The sequence below is a fragment of the Chitinophaga sp. W2I13 genome (assembly GCF_050434005.1).
Classification (GTDB): Bacteria; Bacteroidota; Bacteroidia; order Chitinophagales; family Chitinophagaceae; genus Chitinophaga.
Window position 1 is genome coordinate 3,546,953 of record NZ_JBNPWD010000001.1, and the last position, 16,430, is coordinate 3,563,382.

General features: G+C 48.3%; 12 protein-coding genes. 8 read left to right on the forward strand and 4 right to left on the reverse strand.

What is annotated here, in order from left to right; translation table 11 throughout:
- Positions 1-4 precede the first annotated feature (4 nt).
- A complete protein-coding gene (locus QFZ48_RS14665) occupies positions 5-1,435 on the forward strand; it encodes a SusD/RagB family nutrient-binding outer membrane lipoprotein (protein WP_429051469.1) in 1,431 nt (476 codons plus the stop codon).
- 59 nt (positions 1,436-1,494) lie between these two features.
- On the opposite strand, the gene QFZ48_RS14670 is transcribed toward QFZ48_RS14665, so the two are convergent.
- A complete protein-coding gene (locus tag QFZ48_RS14670; protein WP_429051467.1) occupies positions 1,495-2,733 on the reverse strand; it encodes a glycoside hydrolase family 88/105 protein in 1,239 nt (412 codons plus the stop codon).
- Positions 2,734-2,867: 134 nt separating this feature from the next.
- On the opposite strand from QFZ48_RS14670, the gene QFZ48_RS14675 reads away from it, so the two are divergent.
- The gene (locus tag QFZ48_RS14675) at positions 2,868-3,518 is read left to right on the forward strand and encodes a hypothetical protein (RefSeq protein ID WP_429062803.1); all 651 of its coding nucleotides are present in this window, start codon (positions 2,868-2,870) and stop codon (positions 3,516-3,518) included.
- 1 nt (position 3,519) lies between these two features.
- Here QFZ48_RS14675 and QFZ48_RS14680 read toward each other — a convergent pair whose 3' ends face one another.
- Complete coding sequence (locus QFZ48_RS14680) at positions 3,520-4,305, reverse strand: SDR family oxidoreductase (RefSeq protein ID WP_429062804.1); 786 nt, start codon at positions 4,303-4,305, stop codon at positions 3,520-3,522.
- A 108-nt stretch (positions 4,306-4,413) separates the two neighbouring features.
- A complete protein-coding gene (locus tag QFZ48_RS14685) occupies positions 4,414-5,535 on the reverse strand; it encodes an acyltransferase family protein (RefSeq protein ID WP_429062806.1) in 1,122 nt (373 codons plus the stop codon).
- Positions 5,536-5,721: 186 nt separating this feature from the next.
- On the opposite strand from QFZ48_RS14685, the gene QFZ48_RS14690 reads away from it, so the two are divergent.
- The gene (locus tag QFZ48_RS14690; RefSeq protein WP_429062808.1) at positions 5,722-6,777 is read left to right on the forward strand and encodes a cellulase family glycosylhydrolase; all 1,056 of its coding nucleotides are present in this window, start codon (positions 5,722-5,724) and stop codon (positions 6,775-6,777) included.
- A gap of 42 nt (positions 6,778-6,819) precedes the next feature.
- On the opposite strand, the gene QFZ48_RS14695 is transcribed toward QFZ48_RS14690, so the two are convergent.
- Positions 6,820-7,650, reverse strand: coding sequence for a YitT family protein (locus tag QFZ48_RS14695; protein ID WP_429062809.1), 831 nt, complete (start codon positions 7,648-7,650; stop codon positions 6,820-6,822).
- A gap of 1,080 nt (positions 7,651-8,730) precedes the next feature.
- On the opposite strand from QFZ48_RS14695, the gene QFZ48_RS14700 reads away from it, so the two are divergent.
- The 5 genes from QFZ48_RS14700 (at position 8,731) to pgl (ending at position 16,367) form a co-directional block, all read left to right on the forward strand.
- The gene (locus tag QFZ48_RS14700) at positions 8,731-9,573 is read left to right on the forward strand and encodes an energy transducer TonB (RefSeq protein ID WP_429051455.1); all 843 of its coding nucleotides are present in this window, start codon (positions 8,731-8,733) and stop codon (positions 9,571-9,573) included.
- 346 nt (positions 9,574-9,919) lie between these two features.
- Positions 9,920-12,499, forward strand: a complete 2,580-nt coding sequence (locus tag QFZ48_RS14705; protein ID WP_429051453.1) for a phosphoenolpyruvate carboxylase — start codon at positions 9,920-9,922, stop codon at positions 12,497-12,499.
- 147 nt (positions 12,500-12,646) lie between these two features.
- Complete coding sequence (gene gndA / locus QFZ48_RS14710) at positions 12,647-14,065, forward strand: NADP-dependent phosphogluconate dehydrogenase (protein ID WP_429051451.1); 1,419 nt, start codon at positions 12,647-12,649, stop codon at positions 14,063-14,065.
- Between the two features lie 25 nt (positions 14,066-14,090).
- Positions 14,091-15,596, forward strand: a complete 1,506-nt coding sequence (zwf, locus tag QFZ48_RS14715; protein WP_429051449.1) for a glucose-6-phosphate dehydrogenase — start codon at positions 14,091-14,093, stop codon at positions 15,594-15,596.
- 45 nt (positions 15,597-15,641) lie between these two features.
- Entirely contained in the window at positions 15,642-16,367 is a 726-nt protein-coding gene (gene pgl / locus QFZ48_RS14720; RefSeq protein ID WP_429051447.1) for a 6-phosphogluconolactonase, read from the forward strand.
- Positions 16,368-16,430 lie beyond the last annotated feature (63 nt).

A 16,430-nucleotide genomic window follows, 5' to 3' on the forward strand; every position in this document is an offset into this window, starting at 1 on the left:
GATTATGAAAAAGTTGTTGATACCTTTTTGCTTAATATTCGCTGCTGCATGGCTGGCTGGTTGCCAGAAAGACCTGGAGCGCACCAACATAAATCCGAACGAACCTACCGTTGTACAGCCCGACTACCTGCTGAGCAACGGCATTAAATCCAACGTGGATACCTACTGGGGCAGTGATGCCACCATGGAAACATCCCTGCTGTACATCCAGTACTGGGCTAAGATCCAGTATCCCGACCCGGATCGTTATATCCCCGCATCTACCAATATCCAAACGGTGTGGAACAATTTTTATGCACAGGGAATCGCTGATTTTACCAAGCTGGCAGAGTTGGGCGACACGTTGCACAATCCTAATTATAAAGCAGTAGGCATTATCATGCGTTCCTGGATCTTCCAGGTGTTGACGGACCTGTACGGGGATATTCCTTACACACAGGCAGGCAATATCGATAAGTACCTTACACCGGTGTACGACAGTCAGCGCGTAGTATACAGGGGGCTTCTGGCTGAACTGAAAAATGCTGCGAACACTATTTCCCCATCAGACAATCCTATCCTCGGCGACTCTTTACTGGCCGGGAATATGAATGGCTGGAAAAAATTTGCCAACGGGCTGCGTTCGCGCATTGCCTTACGCCTGGCCGATCGTGATCCTGCTGCCGCTAAAGCGGTGTTCGCAGAACTGGCGGCAGAAGGCAACTTTTTCCTCACCGCCGGCGACCGTGAAGTGAAACTGAATTACCTTACTTCTCCCAACCAGAACCCGGTTGGTAAAAACAGGGAAACGAGAAACGATTACCGCATCAGTAAAACAGTGGTCGATAAACTGAAAGCACTGAACGACCCACGGTTAAGCATATACGCAGCACTGCCAGCTGATACCAATGCATATATCGGCGTTACCAATGGATTGTCTGCCGACTCGGCCTCACGGTTGGGTTTCAGCAGGACTTCCGATGTGGGAGCCGCTTTTACCGCTACACAGGCGCCTGCCTATGTGTTTACCTATGCAGAGCAATTGTTTATCCTGGCAGAAGCAGCGCAGCGTAACCTGATCAGCGGCAACGCCGCCGATTTGTATGCACAGGCTATCCGCGCATCCTTCAAACAGTACGGTATTACCGGCGGTCAGGTAGACGCTTACCTCGCACAACCGGCCGTAGCGTACGACGCCAGTAATTTTAAGAAATCAATAGGAGAGCAGAAGTGGCTGGCCTTATTCAGTGAAGGCCTGGAGGCTTTTGCAGAATGGAGGAGACTGGATTATCCACAGTTGAAGCCCGCTTATACCGGCGCGCTGCAGGGTAAAATGCCGCTGCGTTTAACGTATCCTTCAAGTGAGCAGGCGTTGAACGGCGCCAACTACAAAGCAGCTGTTGCCCGCCAGGGTGCGGATCTGCTGACGACGAAGGTTTGGTTTGACATGTACTAAAAGAAGTAAAAAAAAGGACGGATTTGCAGTAAGTTGTTACCTGCAAATCCGTCCTTTTTTTATTTTTTATTATTCGCGCGGTAGCGCATGATTTCTATACCTGCTTCTATCACCGGTCCGATCCCGTGAAAATCGTTCAGTTCTGTAGGACGGTTATAGTAAAAAGACAGGTCCGCCGACGTGTTTGTGCCGATGCACACATCTTTCAGTTGTCCATCTTCCTGAATTTTCTCCTTTACCAATCCTTCCCAACCCCTTTCTGCTATGGAGATATAGCGTTTATCGAGCCAGCCTTCATTTACCCCGCGTGCAATGGAATATACAAACATCGCGGTGCAGGAAGTTTCTGTGTAGGAATCGGTACGGTCCAGTACCTGGTGAAACAGGCCGCTGGCCGACTGATATTTTGCAACGCCCAGGATTTGACGGGTAACATCTGCAATTACTTCATTCCTGCCGGGGTGATTGGCGGGCAGGTCGTTCAGCAGCTGTACTTTTGCCAGCATGATCCAGCCGTTGGCACGGCCCCAGTGAGCAACGCCCTGTCTTTTCAGATCTTCGTAATAATAGTGCACATACAATTCATTCCGTTCATCCCAGAGGTAATGCGAAAAATGTTTTACCTGGGCTACGGCATCATCAAAATAAGCGTTGTTGCCGGTGAGCTTACCCATACGTGCGAGGAAGGGAACGCTCATGTACAGGTCATCTCCCCAGAGCGTCCACTTATAAGGCGTTGGCCGGCATAAGGTGCCGTCTGCCAGCCTTTCCTGTACCTTGCTGATATGGTTGGCTGCTTTATCGATATAGGCCCTGTAATCGCTTCTTTTTACTTTTTGGTAGACGTCTAACAGGCTGGCCCCCATGGCGCCGCAGTCATCCAGCACGCGGGTGTTGATTAGCTGGTTGAACGGAAAACTTTTGTACTTCACACCTTTTTTGCTGAGCGCTTCAAAATAGGCGTAGTTGTCGAACGCAAAGGCTACATGCCGCTGCGCGAAGGCAGTATATTTTTCGTCTTTCAGGTAATTGCCGAGGTCCGTCATAGCGATATTCAATACACCGTTTGGATAATGCCATTCGCTCAGGTGGTCGGATATCCTGGCTGTTGTGCCGGCTGGTATTTCCTTGCTGGTGTTCCAGGTTTGGTTGTTATCATCTTTAAACTGGAAGGCTGCGTGTGCCACAGCATAGTCGGCTACTTTTTTTACAACTGCTGCGTCGGCGGAATTATCCTGCGACAGCGCGGCTAACGGGAGGGTTATGCCCAGGAGTAAGACAAGGGTTTGCTTTTTCATATGTGGAAATTGTATGTACAATATAGCCCGCATTTATCATTATTGCAAACGATTGCATAAAAATAACTTGGTTCTTAATATAATTTATTTTAATTATGTGTTTCAAAGTAACCAGTTTAAATTTTATCGGGATCATGCGGAATATACGGCATCGGCTGAACGAAGAAAGAAAGCGCGTGTTCAGTATCGTCATATTGCTGTCGTTAACAGCCTGTCAGCAGCACAAAACAGAAGAAATGGACATTGCTGTAGCGGCGCCTTCGGAAAACATCCGGCCGCTTACGGAAGAGGAAGACTCCCTGCAGGAAATCCGGCGGAACATTGCCTGGGAGCAGATAGAGGTTTTCCTCTTTGCCAAAGCGCTCATCAATAACAAAGTGCCGTTATTTACCAGCAGGCAGCGCCTGGAAGCAGCCATAGGTACGGCCGACAGCATCATCTCTGCAAATGGGGAAGATATCTGCGGGTCGCAGTTTGCGGAGGATTTTGATTTTTTCTATAAAGATGGATCTACTTTTGAACACTGTAAAGATTCACTGGCCTGTGAAGAATTTGTTTTTACAGATAGTAACTCACTTACTTCCGGTAAAATTACACTTACCCGCAATACTACCTGGGAAGAAGTAAAACAGTTGTATCCCAATGCAGTATTGCAGGCGGAAAACGAAGGTAAAAGAGATATGATCATCCTGCGCGATTCCTACAGCAAAGACAGCGAAAGCAGTGTGCAGTTATATTTTGAAGATGGCCGCCTGGTGAGGATCGTTAATTTTATTCCTTGTTGAGTTACATCACGGGTGTTTTGCCTCCGTCTACAGCAGTACTGGTACCCGTAATGTAGGCAGCCGCAGGCGATGCCAGGAACGCTGCCAGCGCCGCTATTTCATGGGCTTCTCCAAAGCGCTGCATGGGGATTTCTTTCAGCCATTCTGCTTCTATTACTTCCGGAGATACATTGCGGGCAGCAGCGCTGCTCTTAAACAATCCTTCCAGCCGAGCGGTGGAAGTGGAGCCGGGTAATACATTGTTCACCGTAATGCCATGCGGCGCCAGTTCTGTAGCAAGGGTTTTTGACCACGCCGCCACTGCCCAGCGGGTAGTATTGGACACGCCTAAATTTTTTATAGGTGTTTTTACAGAAGTGGAAATGATATTGATGATCCGGCCGAAACCCGCGCTGATCATGCCAGGCACAAATATTTGCGCCAACGCCTGGTTGCACAGCAGGTGTTGTGAAAAGGCTGCGGTAAAAGCGGCCGCACTGGCTTCTAAAATAGGACCACCCGCCGGACCGCCGGTGTTGTTAATCAGTATATGCACCGGACCAAGTGCAGCAACTTTTTCTGCTGCTGCCGTTACCTGCGCCACATCTGAAAAATCGGCGATGGCATAACTATGTTGTTGCCCGCCGGAGGTACTCAGTGTTGGCAGTACTGTTTTCAACCTGTCTTCATTCCTGGCCAATAAAATACACGTAGCGCCTAATAAAGCCAGTTCCTTTGCGGTGGCCAGTCCTATTCCCTGTGAGCTACCGCACACCAGCGCTGTTCTTCCTTTGAGTGAGAGATCCATCCGTGATAATTTTATGTACAATTTAGCGAAAATGTCTGACGCGTATAAAAGCGAAGGGAAGGCCATGCGACCTTCCCTTTGCTTTTATAATTCAGTAAGATAATATGGTTATACGCGGACGTAGATCTTCTTTTTGTCGAGAATAAATCCTACCAGCCAGCAGGTGAGCATGAATGCCAGTGAAAACAGCAGCGATCCGAATTTGCCCGGCGACAATGGCTGGAAGATGGTGTCGTTGATCCATTTGTAGAGCGACACGCCATTGACCATAAAGAAATAGAACAGGATGGCCATTACTTCCGACAGCAGGTAGAGGAACAACGGATTTTTACCGAACACGGTAAAGAAGCCGGTGCCTTTAGTGAAGCCGAGGATATCTATCACAAAAATGAGGAGTGATAACAGCAACAGGTCGATTCCGATGGTGAGCAATACATAGGAGCTGGTCCACAATTTTTTATTGATAGGGAATACCGTGTTCCAGGCATATGCCAGCAGCAGGAATAATACGCCGGCGCCCACCATGCGGAGCAGGCCGGGTTTTGTTCTGCCCTGTTGCTGTACAAACAGGCCGGTGTAATAACCTGCCACCACGTTTACTACAGCCGGAATGGTGCTGAGGATGCCTTCCGGATCAAAGGCAATGCCTTCGCCATGATACATGTGGTTATCTCCTAAAATAAGTTTATCGAGCAGGATGCCGGCATTGCCACCCATGCTGTACTGTTCGCCGGGAGTACCGAAGTACCACATAACGGCCCAGTATCCCAGGAGGAATATGGCACTCACAGCCCATACCACTTTTTTAGAGCAGTAGTGGATCAGGAGGGAGGCAATACAGTAGCACAAGGCGATACGTTGCAGCACGCCCAGTATACGGGTATGACTAAATGGCTTGAATTGAAGTCCGTTATCGGTATGGTCTACAAACGGGAACCAGTACATCAGGTACCCGAGGAGGAAAATGATCAGGGTGCGTTTGAAAATTTTTCCCAGCACCGCTGAATTTCCCAGTTGAACATATTTCTTCATGCTGAAGCTCATGGCATTGCCCACAGCAAAAAGAAAAGAAGGAAATACCATATCGGTGGGGGTCCAGCCATGCCAGGCAGCATGGTCAAGTGGCCAGTAAGTCCCACCAGTGCCGCCTGTGTTCACTATGATCATGAAACAAACGGTCAGCCCGCGGAATACGTCCAGCGGTAAAAAGCGTTGAGAGCTTTGTGTCATTTCCCTTTAATTGTATTGGTTGATAAGATGGTAAGGATAGAAAAAGCGTTGAGCTGCCTACAATATATACATCTAATTTTCAAAATCCAAATATGAATTCGTTCCGGGAAAACAAATTGAGACATATCGGCTAACGTGAGACACGTATAATCACTATTTTGGTGACTCCACTAAAAAAGTTACGTTATGAATTACAGATTTATTGCGTTGTGCGTGGCCGTGCTTGTTCAGATGAGCTGTAAGCAGCCCGAAAAAGGTTTGTGGTCAAAGGAAAGGGCCAATACCTGGTATGCAGGTAAAGACTGGATCAGGGGAAGTGATTTCATTCCCAGTACGGCTATCAACCAGCTGGAAATGTGGCAGGCCGCTACTTTTGATACTGCTACCATTAACCGGGAACTGGGTTATGCAGAAGGAATAGGCATGAACACCATGCGGGTGTACCTGCATCACGTGCCCTGGGTGGTTGACTCCGCGGGGTTTAAGCAAAGGATCAATACCTACCTCGATATTGCTGACAGGCATCATATCTCTACCTTGTTCGTATTCTTCGACGATTGCTGGGACAGTACCTACCAGGCGGGGCCGCAGCGGGCGCCAAGGCCAGGCATCCATAATTCCGGCTGGGTGCAGGATCCGGGATTAGCCATTCATCAACGTCCTGCGCTGGTGGATACGTTGGAGAGATATGTGAAAGATATCCTGACTTCCTTCTCTGATGATAAACGTATCCTATTATGGGACCTGTATAATGAACCCGGTAACTCCGGCCATGGCAACAGGAGTTTGCCCCTGCTGGAAAAAGTATTTGCCTGGGGCAGGGAAGTAAATCCTTCGCAGCCTTTGTCCGCGGGGATATGGGACTGGAAGCTGAAGGACCTCTCCAACTTCCAGGAAACACATTCCGATGTAATTACCTACCATAACTACTCTCCACCGGAAGAGCATCAACGGGATATTGATACCCTGCGCCGCCTGGGAAGGCCGCTTATTTGTACCGAATATATGGCCCGTACGCGCAGCAGCCGTTTTGATAATATTATGCCGTTGCTGAAAAAAGAAAATATCGGCGCCATTAACTGGGGACTGGTAGCGGGTAAAACCAATACCAAATATGCCTGGAGTACGCCTATGCCGGATGGTGGCGAGCCGCCTACCTGGTTTCATGATATTTTCCGGCCGGATGGCACGCCTTACAGCGAAGAAGAAGTGAAAGTGATCCGTGGGCTAACCGGTAAGTAATGGTGGTTGCCGGCTTCCCGATACAGGCAGCCGGCAGCTATGCTATTTTGAAAACCCTCTCCCCAGTACTTCATGTACTTCGTGTATCACCACAAAGGCCTCCGGGTCGGTTTCGTGCACCAGTGATTTAAGGCGCATCAGCTCCTGTTTGCCGATCACTACATACAACACCTCTTTAGGCGCGCCGGTATAGGCGCCATGGCCGTGCAATACTGTGGCGCCGCGTTTCATTTCGCCGGTGATCTTAGCCGCAATAGCTTCGGTGCGTGCGGAGATAATGGTGATGGCGCGTTTGGTGTTAAGACCGTCCACGATATAATCTACTGTTCTGGCGCCAATGTATACGGCAATAAAAGTGTACATGGTTTTTTCTATGCCTATAATAAAGGAAGAAGCCATGATCACCACGATGTCAAAAATGAGCATGGCGTTACCCAGTGTCCAGCCGAAATACTTATTAAATAACCGGGCTACAATAGCTGATCCGCCGGTGGTGCCGCCGGAAAGGAATACCAGTCCGATGCCTATACCTACCAGCAACCCTGCGAAGATAGCCGCCAGCAAAGGATTGGTGGTAACCGGGGCGAGTTTGTTTTCCGTGAGATACAGGAACAACGAGCAAAACAGGATGCCAAGTATGGTATATACCATGCTCCTTTTATCCAGGAGCCGGTAACCGGTTACGATCAGGATGGCATTGATGATGAAGTTGGTAATGCCCGGCGACCATCCCCAATAGTAGTAAGTTACAATGGTAATACCGATGACGCCTCCCTCAGATAATTTGTTGGGAATGGCCAGGTAGTTAATGCCTGCTGCAAAGATGAAGGCACCTGCTATAATGAGTAATATGTTTTTCACATGCTCTTTCATGCCGCAAAAATACGCTTTTGTCGCACTTGGATACTGGCCCGCTTCTCCAGCCACGAACAAAAAATCACAAAAAAAATTGTGCAATTATTTGGAATTAATAAAACTCGATGTATATTTGTCTACCAAATCAGTAGACTAATAAAATCTACCACCACAGGGAAGTATCAGGCAAACGCTTCCGGCATCCTTTGACCACCAGCAAGGTGTTGCTGCCATCATTTATTGAAAATGTGTAAATAAAAATACACTATGAAAAGGCACCCGCTAACTAGTGGAATGCGTTACCACACGCAAAATACCGTGGTAAATATCACCTGTCCCCGTTACATTCAAATAGCAGGCTGTTATTGCAGCCGCTGTTGAAAGAAAATCTTGCGTTCTGTAAGCTGTAAATAGAATGCCTGGTCAGGCTTGCGGGAAAGGTGGGCTGCAAATTTATTGGTGGTAAATTTATCAGCAACGTACCTCCCCGCATCCTCCTGGCATTTATCAACTGAAATCTTAAACCAGTCTCTCTCATTTTATTTAACATGAAAACAAACATCAACTGTTCAGTCCTGATGCCGTTACCCGGCAGCCCGGCAATAACAGCTGTATATGATAGTATAACGTATACGGATACACGATTTTAATAGTGTATTGGTAACGGAATAGAATTGGGTTACTATCCATTGAAATTAAACGATCAACTTCAGTTCAAAAGGGGCGTTGTCTCAAACAATACTGGTGGGTTTTGTCGGCAACTGCCCCAGGGACTGAAGCATTATCGGATCATTTAGGACTGCTTCCAAACCAACTGTTATAAAGATATTATCCGGAAGCAGCCGGGCAAAATACGTAATAACGTATAAGCCTATACTTTTTTCGGAAAGCCTAATTAAAATGAAGGAACCACTTGTTTTCAGGTAAGGTCCCCAGTGCCAGCAAGTCCCGACACGTGTCGGGACTTCTATTTTAATACTACCTGTATCTTACGCTATTATATATACCCCGCCCCGTTACCCATCTCCCTGAAAATATATTTTCAAAAACCTTATGGAAAATATTTTACTGCAACATCTAATTAGAAACATATTTACCATGGACTCAGCTAAAATCCCGGGGAATGATTTCCTCGACATTCTCTTCTATGGAAGGAACAAAGATTATGGGGCCTATGAATTACGCAGTCGTTACGACAGGCGTGTTCGCAACGCAGTAATGGGCACCGCTTCTATTATGCTGGTAATGATCGGCGGCTACGTGTTGAACAACACGCTGATGGCCGCAGAAAATGTACACCGGCCTGTATTGGCAGAGAAAAAAATTGAATTACAGGCATTGGAAATGCCACCGGAACCCCCGGTTACCATTCCTCCACCCCCGGTAACCTCCGCACCGCCGCCATTGGCTGCTTCTATCAGGGTAACTACACCGGTGATTGTTAACACAGATGTTCCGCCGGATGAAATGCCTCCGAAAAATGCCGATATGGACGGCCAGGTTATAGGATTTAAAACTACGGAAGGAGTAGAAGGAGGGATGGACATTGACCTGGGTGCAAGTGGCAACGGCGGCGGTTCCGGTGTAGTAAAGGCTCCTCCGGCGGCCAATCCAGATGTTCCAGTTGCATTCGTGGAAATCATGCCTGAATTTCCCGGCGGTGAAGCTGCATTAGCGAAATACCTGGGTAACAATATCCGGTATCCGCACATCGCCCAGGAGAATGAAATACAAGGTACCGTATTTATCCAGTTCGTGGTAAACCGCGACGGCACTATTTCACAGGTGAAAACAGTAGGCGCAGCGAAAGGCGGGGGCCTGGAAGAAGAAGCGGTCCGTGTGATCAGTAAAATGCCCAAGTGGAAACCCGGCAAACAGAATGGACAGTATGTGGCGGTATATTTTAACCTCCCGGTCAGCTTCCGGTTAAGCGGCAACTAGTTTCACCTTTCCTCATTTTTTTCAATAAACACTTTATTAATAACCCGGAAAAGTGCTGTCATCGTTTGACGGCGTGACTTCCTATATTATTATCTCTTTAATTCTTACAATTCCTGTTTATCCGGCTTACATCCATTTAACCTGCGCATTCTGATTCCTGATACCAATCCCGGCCCGCATATAGCGGCCGGGATTGCCTTTTAATCCTCTCGCTTCTTATTAGATAATATTCAAACATTATCACTTTATATCAAACAAAAATCAAAAATCTAAGAAATTAACATAATAATTATTAATTTAACAGCCGCTTAGTCTTCTTCTTTAGCACTATAAACGGATAATTAGTATGGAAGCGCCGGTAAATAATTCGCTGCAACAGTTCAAAAACCTCGTTGGGACCAAGTTTCAGCTGTATAATAGCCTCTTCACCTCTTTGCCTTTCCACCGGGTGGAAAAGACAGGCATCTTCCTGTCCCTGTTCCTGCTTCATTGTGAAGAAGGATACGCCAAAGGCAACAGCCCCCAGGAAATAATGGACTCCTTCTTTTCCCAGTATACCACCTATACGGAAGAAAAACAGCGGACGGACCTCTTGTTCCGCTTTGTGCAATACGCTGAAAGACAGGTAGTACTGTTTGATGCACTGGAAGATGCTGCGTTCCGGAATATCCGCGACCTCCAGGGCGCCGGTACCCTGCGCCACCTGCAGTCGGAAGTGATCCAGGAACAAGCCCAGGATAAACTCAGGGATAAACTGAAGGACTTTTCAGTGAGATTGGTGCTGACGGCGCATCCGACACAATTTTACCCCAGTGAGGTGCTGGGCATTATCAACGACCTGTCGAAAGCCCTCATCGACGAAAATACCAGCCAGGTAAATATGTACCTGCAACAGCTGGGAAAAACACCGTTCTTCAAAAAAGAAAAACCCACCCCGTATGATGAAGCCATCAGCCTGGTGTGGTTTCTCGAAAATATATTTTACCAGTCGGCCGGCCGCATCCTGTCGTCTATCCGGGCGCAGTTCCCGGGCGCCATCAGCAGCGATAACTCCGTGATCCGCATGGGCTTCTGGCCCGGTGGCGACCGTGACGGGAACCCGTTTGTGAAAGCGCCTACCACCGTGGAAGTAGCTGCCGCCCTGCGCGCGTCTATCATGAAATGTTACTTCCGGGAAGTACGCAACCTGCGCCGCCGCCTTACCTTTAAAGGCGTGGAAAATGTAGTAGCCGCCCTGGAATCAAAATTATCCCGCAACCTCTTTATTCCCGGGCATAAAGCGGATATCAGCCGCCAGGAAATACTGGACACGTTGTCGGATATACGAAATACCATTATCGCTGATCTGAACGGGCTGTTTGTACATCTTGTAGATAACCTGATCAGCAAAGTGGAAATATTCGGGTTGTTCTTTGCTTCCCTGGATATCCGCCAGGACAGCTCCATTCATGAAGCCGTACTGGAAGCCGTAGCTGCCAGAACAACCGCGCTGCCGGATAATTATACTTCCCTGGGAGATAAAGAAAAGATCAGCCTGTTACTGAATATAAAAGAAGCCGCAGATCCTAAAGCGCTGGAAAATCCCCTGCACCAGGATACGCTTGAAACCATTGCCGCCATTAAGGAAATACAGGCTGCCAATGGAGAAGAAGGCTGCAACCGTTATATTATCAGTCACAGTACCAGTGTACTCAACGTAATGGAAGTATACGGGCTGTTCCTGCTGAGCGGTTGGAAAAAAGAAGAGATGACGGTAGATATTGTGCCGCTGTTTGAAACCATCGATGACCTGCGCCATGCAGGACAGGTGATGAAAGAGCTGTATGAAAACGCCGACTACCGCGAGCATCTGCGTCGTCGCCAGTGCAAACAAACGATTATGCTCGGCTTCTCGGATGGCACCAAAGATGGTGGCTATCTCATGGCCAACTGGAGCATCTATAAAGCCAAAGAAGAACTCACTACTATCTCCAAAGAATACGGTATCAACGTAGTGTTCTTTGACGGCAGGGGAGGTCCTCCGGCCCGTGGCGGTGGAAAAACGCACCAGTTCTATGCTTCAATGGGCAGGAACATTGCCAATAAAGAAATACAGCAAACCATTCAGGGGCAAACCATCAGCTCCAATTTCGGCACCGTGGATGCAGCACAGTTCAATATGGAACAGCTGATACATGCCGGCATCAGCAATGAGCTGTTTTCTTCCCGGGAAGTAACGCTGAGTAAATCAGAAGAAGATTTGCTGCAGCTACTGGCGGACGAAGGATATAAATCTTACAATACATTAAAAACACATCCTCATTTCCTGGCTTATCTCGATCACGCCAGCCCGCTGCGTTACTATGCGGAGGCGAATATCGGCAGCCGTCCCAGCAAACGTAATGCTTCTGCTAAACTCAATCTTAATGACTTGAGAGCAGTGCCTTATGTAGGTGCCTGGAGCCAGCTGAAACAGAATGTGCCCGGCTATTACGGCGTGGGCAGTGCGCTGGAACAGCTGGAAAAGCAAGGTAAATGGGAAGAGGTCCAGGCATTATATGTGCACTCGCTGTTTTTCAGGACCCTGCTCGATAACTGTGTAATGGCGATGAAGAAGAGTTACTTCCCGCTCACTGCTTACCTGGCCAAGCATCCGCAATACGGCGAAGTATGGCAGATGATCTATAATGAATTTGAGCTGACGAAGAAATACCTGCTGTTACTCACCAATGAATCCGAACTGATGGCCGGCAGCCCGATCGATCTGCTGTCTATCCAAATGCGGGAAAGAATTGTGCTGCCTTTGCTTACTACCCAGCAGTATGCGCTTACGCGCATCCGGGAGCTGGACGCACATCCCGACAACGGACATGGCAGGGAAACCTACGAAAAGCTCATCATGCGTTGCTCTTTTGGTATTATCAATGCTGGCAGAAACTCAGCCTAAAAATTATTCATCATCCGGTTACGGAGTTATGTGGAAATAGTGGCGGTGAACAACATCAGCGGCTGTCTCCATATAACTCCGTAATTCGTAATTTGTATTTCGTAATTCTTCCCTACTTTTACACCTCCTTAAGTAACTTCTCTATATATGGCAAACAGCTTATATGACTTTGGAATGATCGGTCTCGGCGTGATGGGTAGAAACCTGTTACTCAACATGGCAGATCATGGCTTTTCCGTTATCGGCTTTGATAAAGACGCTGCCAAGAACAGCGCACTGGAAGCAGCCGCTACCCCCGGTACTACCGTTAAAGGTGTTGCAGAGCTGGCCACTATGGTACAGTTGCTGGAACGTCCCCGCAAATTAATGATGTTGGTACCCGCCGGTCAACCGGTAGATGACGTGATAGCATCCCTGTTGCCGCTGCTGGAGCAGGGCGACGTAGTAATAGATGGTGGCAACTCCCACTATACGGACACTTTACGCCGTGTGAAACAACTCCGCGAAAAGGGTATCCATTTTATGGGTATCGGCGTTTCCGGTGGTGAGCAGGGCGCGCGTAGCGGTCCAAGCATTATGCCCGGTGGCGACCTCGACGCCTATGCAAAGGTACAACCCATGCTGGAGGCGATTTCCGCCAAAGTAAAAGGGACGCCTTGTGTGGCTTACCTGGGTAAAGAAGGCGCCGGCCATTATGTGAAAATGGTACACAATGGTATTGAATATGCCATCATGCAACTGATCAGTGAAAGCTATACCCTGTTGCAAAAGGGCGCTGGCCTTAGCAATGATCAATTGCACGAAGTATTCAAAAGCTGGAACCAGGGCGCTTTACAATCATTCCTGGTAGAAATTACCGCGGATATCTTCCTGCAGAACGACGATAAATCTGACAAACGCCTGGTAGACGTGATCTCCGATAAGGCTGGCTCCAAGGGAACCGGTAAATGGACTTCACAGGATGCAATGGAATTGCCGGTGGCCGTTCCGGTTATTGATACCGCCGTGGCGATGCGTACCCTTTCCGGTTACAAAGAGCAGCGCCTGGAAGCTGAAGCGATCTATAAAGCACCTGAAAATACCATTCATGCCGACGCTGAAATGTGGATCAAACAGGTACACGATGCCCTCTACTTTGCCACCATCCTGAGCTATGCACAGGGATTGGCTATGCTGAGAGAAGCTTCCGGTGATCTGAAAATGGAGATCCCGTTACCGGAAGTGGTGAAAGTATGGAGAGGTGGTTGTATCATCCGTTCTTCCCTGCTGGAAATATTTACACAAGCTTACCAGAAAAATGCTGACCTGGCCAACATCCTGTTGGATGAAGGCGTAGCGTATCTCGTACAATCGGTAGAAAGCAACACCCGCAGCGTAATTGCGCAGGCCGCCTCCGCAGGTATTCCTGTGGGCGGATTCATGTCTGCTTTGTCTTATTTCGATGCGTTCCGTACCGGCCGTATGGCTACCAACCTGATTCAGGCACAGCGCGACTATTTCGGCGCGCACACCTACCAGCGTATTGATATGCCAGGTACTTTCCACACAGAGTGGCAGCAACACTAAAAAATGTTCATCTTTAATTAAACATATGCAGATCCATAAACGCCCGCCTGCATCCATCCTGTTCATATTCGGAGGCAGTGGCGATTTAAACTACCGGAAACTAACGCCTGCGTTATATAATCTCTTTTTAGATGAGTGGATGCCTGAGCAATTTGCCATTGCAGGCTTAGGCCGCAGCCCATACAGCAACGAAGACTATAACAAACACCTGCTGGAAGGGATCAGTAAGTTTTCCCGTCGGAAGGGCGAGCAGAATGGTCACTGGAAAGATTTCAGTAATCATGTTACTTACCTGCAGATGGATGCAGAAGATCCTGCATCTTACAGCAAGATCACCGATTTTGTAACGCAGAAGGAAGAAGAGTGGGGCGTACATCCTACCGTTATCTTTTACCTGGCCGTAGCGCCACAGCTGGTGCCGAACATAGCCACCCGTTTGGGTGAGCTGAATCTTTGCTCCGATAAACACTGCACCCGCATTGTAGTAGAAAAACCATTCGGGCATGACCTGCAAAGCGCGCATGAACTGAATGAACTGCTGGCAAAGAAATTTACAGAAGAGCAGATCTATCGTATCGATCACTATCTCGGTAAAGAAACCATTCAGAATATCCTGGCTTTCCGCTTCGCAAACGCATTGTTTGAACCGGTGTGGAACCGCAATTACATCGACAATATCCAGATCACTGCTGCTGAAAGCGTGGGACTGGAAGGTCGTGGCGGTTACTACGAAAGGGCAGGCGCATTGCGCGATATGGTGCAGAACCATATCCTGCAGATCATGTGTATCCTGGCCATGGAAGCGCCGGTATCTTTTGATGCCAATGAAGTGCGAAACAAGAAGGTGGATGTACTCAACGCGATCCGCCGTATCACACCGGGTAAAGTGCATGAACATGCCGTACGCGGACAGTATTCTGCCGGCTGGATGAAAGGCAACAAAGTAGCCGGCTACCGCGAGGAAAAAGGTGTGGATCCCAAATCCAATATTGATACTTATGCGGCCGTTAAATTTTATATCGACAACTGGCGCTGGCAGGGCGTTCCGATCTATGTGCGGACCGGTAAATATCTCCACCAGAAAGCTACCAATATCATCATCACCTTTAAGGAAGCACCTCCTTATTCCTTCCCGATAGAAGCTGCGCAAACATGGCGCCCTAACAGGCTCACCATCAGCATTCAACCGGAAATGGATATACGGATCCGCTTCCAGGCAAAACGTCCCGGTCAAACCATGACGCTGGACCCGGTAGACATGACCTTTAACTACGATGCTGCCAATGGCGAGCATGCACCGGAAGCATATGAAACGCTGCTGCTGGATGTAATGGAAGGAGATGCTACCCTGTTCATGCGCGGCGACCAGGTAGATGCCGCCTGGAAAGTGATCATGCCCATCCTGGAAACATGGGAAAACCGCACGCCGCAGGACTTCCCGAACTATGCACCCGATTCATGGGGCCCCGATGATGCAGATGCACTCGTTGCCCGCGACGGTCATACCTGGATTAATTTACCTACTAAATAATAATTACGGACCATTTGTGAAAATGGTCCGTAACTTTTTTGTCTTATGGAACTACATATCGCAAAAGATCCTGCCCAGCTGAGTGAAAATGTAGCTGCATGGATCAGCAACTACATACTGGAAGTATTGCAAACACAGGAACGGTTTACATTTGTACTGTCCGGCGGTAATACGCCAAAGCAGCTATACAGCCTGCTGGCGAAAGCTCCTTACAACATGGTGATACCCTGGGAGAAAATACATTTTTTCTGGGGAGATGAAAGAGATGTGCCTTTTGAAGATGAACGCAATAATGCCCGCATGGCATTTGAATCATTACTGGATAAAGTAAGTGTAAACCCCGATAATATCCATGTAATGCGTACCGATATCGGCCCGGAAGAATCGGCTGCCGAATATGAAAAGATCCTGAAATCTTATTTCGGAAAAGATGATACCACGTTCGACCTGGTGCTGCTGGGCATGGGAGACGATGGACACACGCTGTCGCTGTTCCCCGGATTACCCATTGTGCACGAAAAGAAAGCCTGGGTAAAATCATTTTTCCTGGAAGCACAGGACATGTACCGTATTACCTTAACTGCACCGGTGGTGAATAAGGCTGCCTGTGTATTGTTTCTCACCACCGGCGCCAATAAAGCCATTACGCTGAAAAGTGTGATTGAAGGCACTTTCGATGCGGAGAAATATCCTTCCCAGCTCATCAGGCCGGAAGAAGGCGAGCTGCATTGGTTTGTGGACGAAGCCGCTGCCGGCGCAATGGAAATTTAACAAAACATAAAGCAATTGCGGTAAAGGCCCGGGCGGATTAAGAGATCCCTCCGGGCCTTCTGC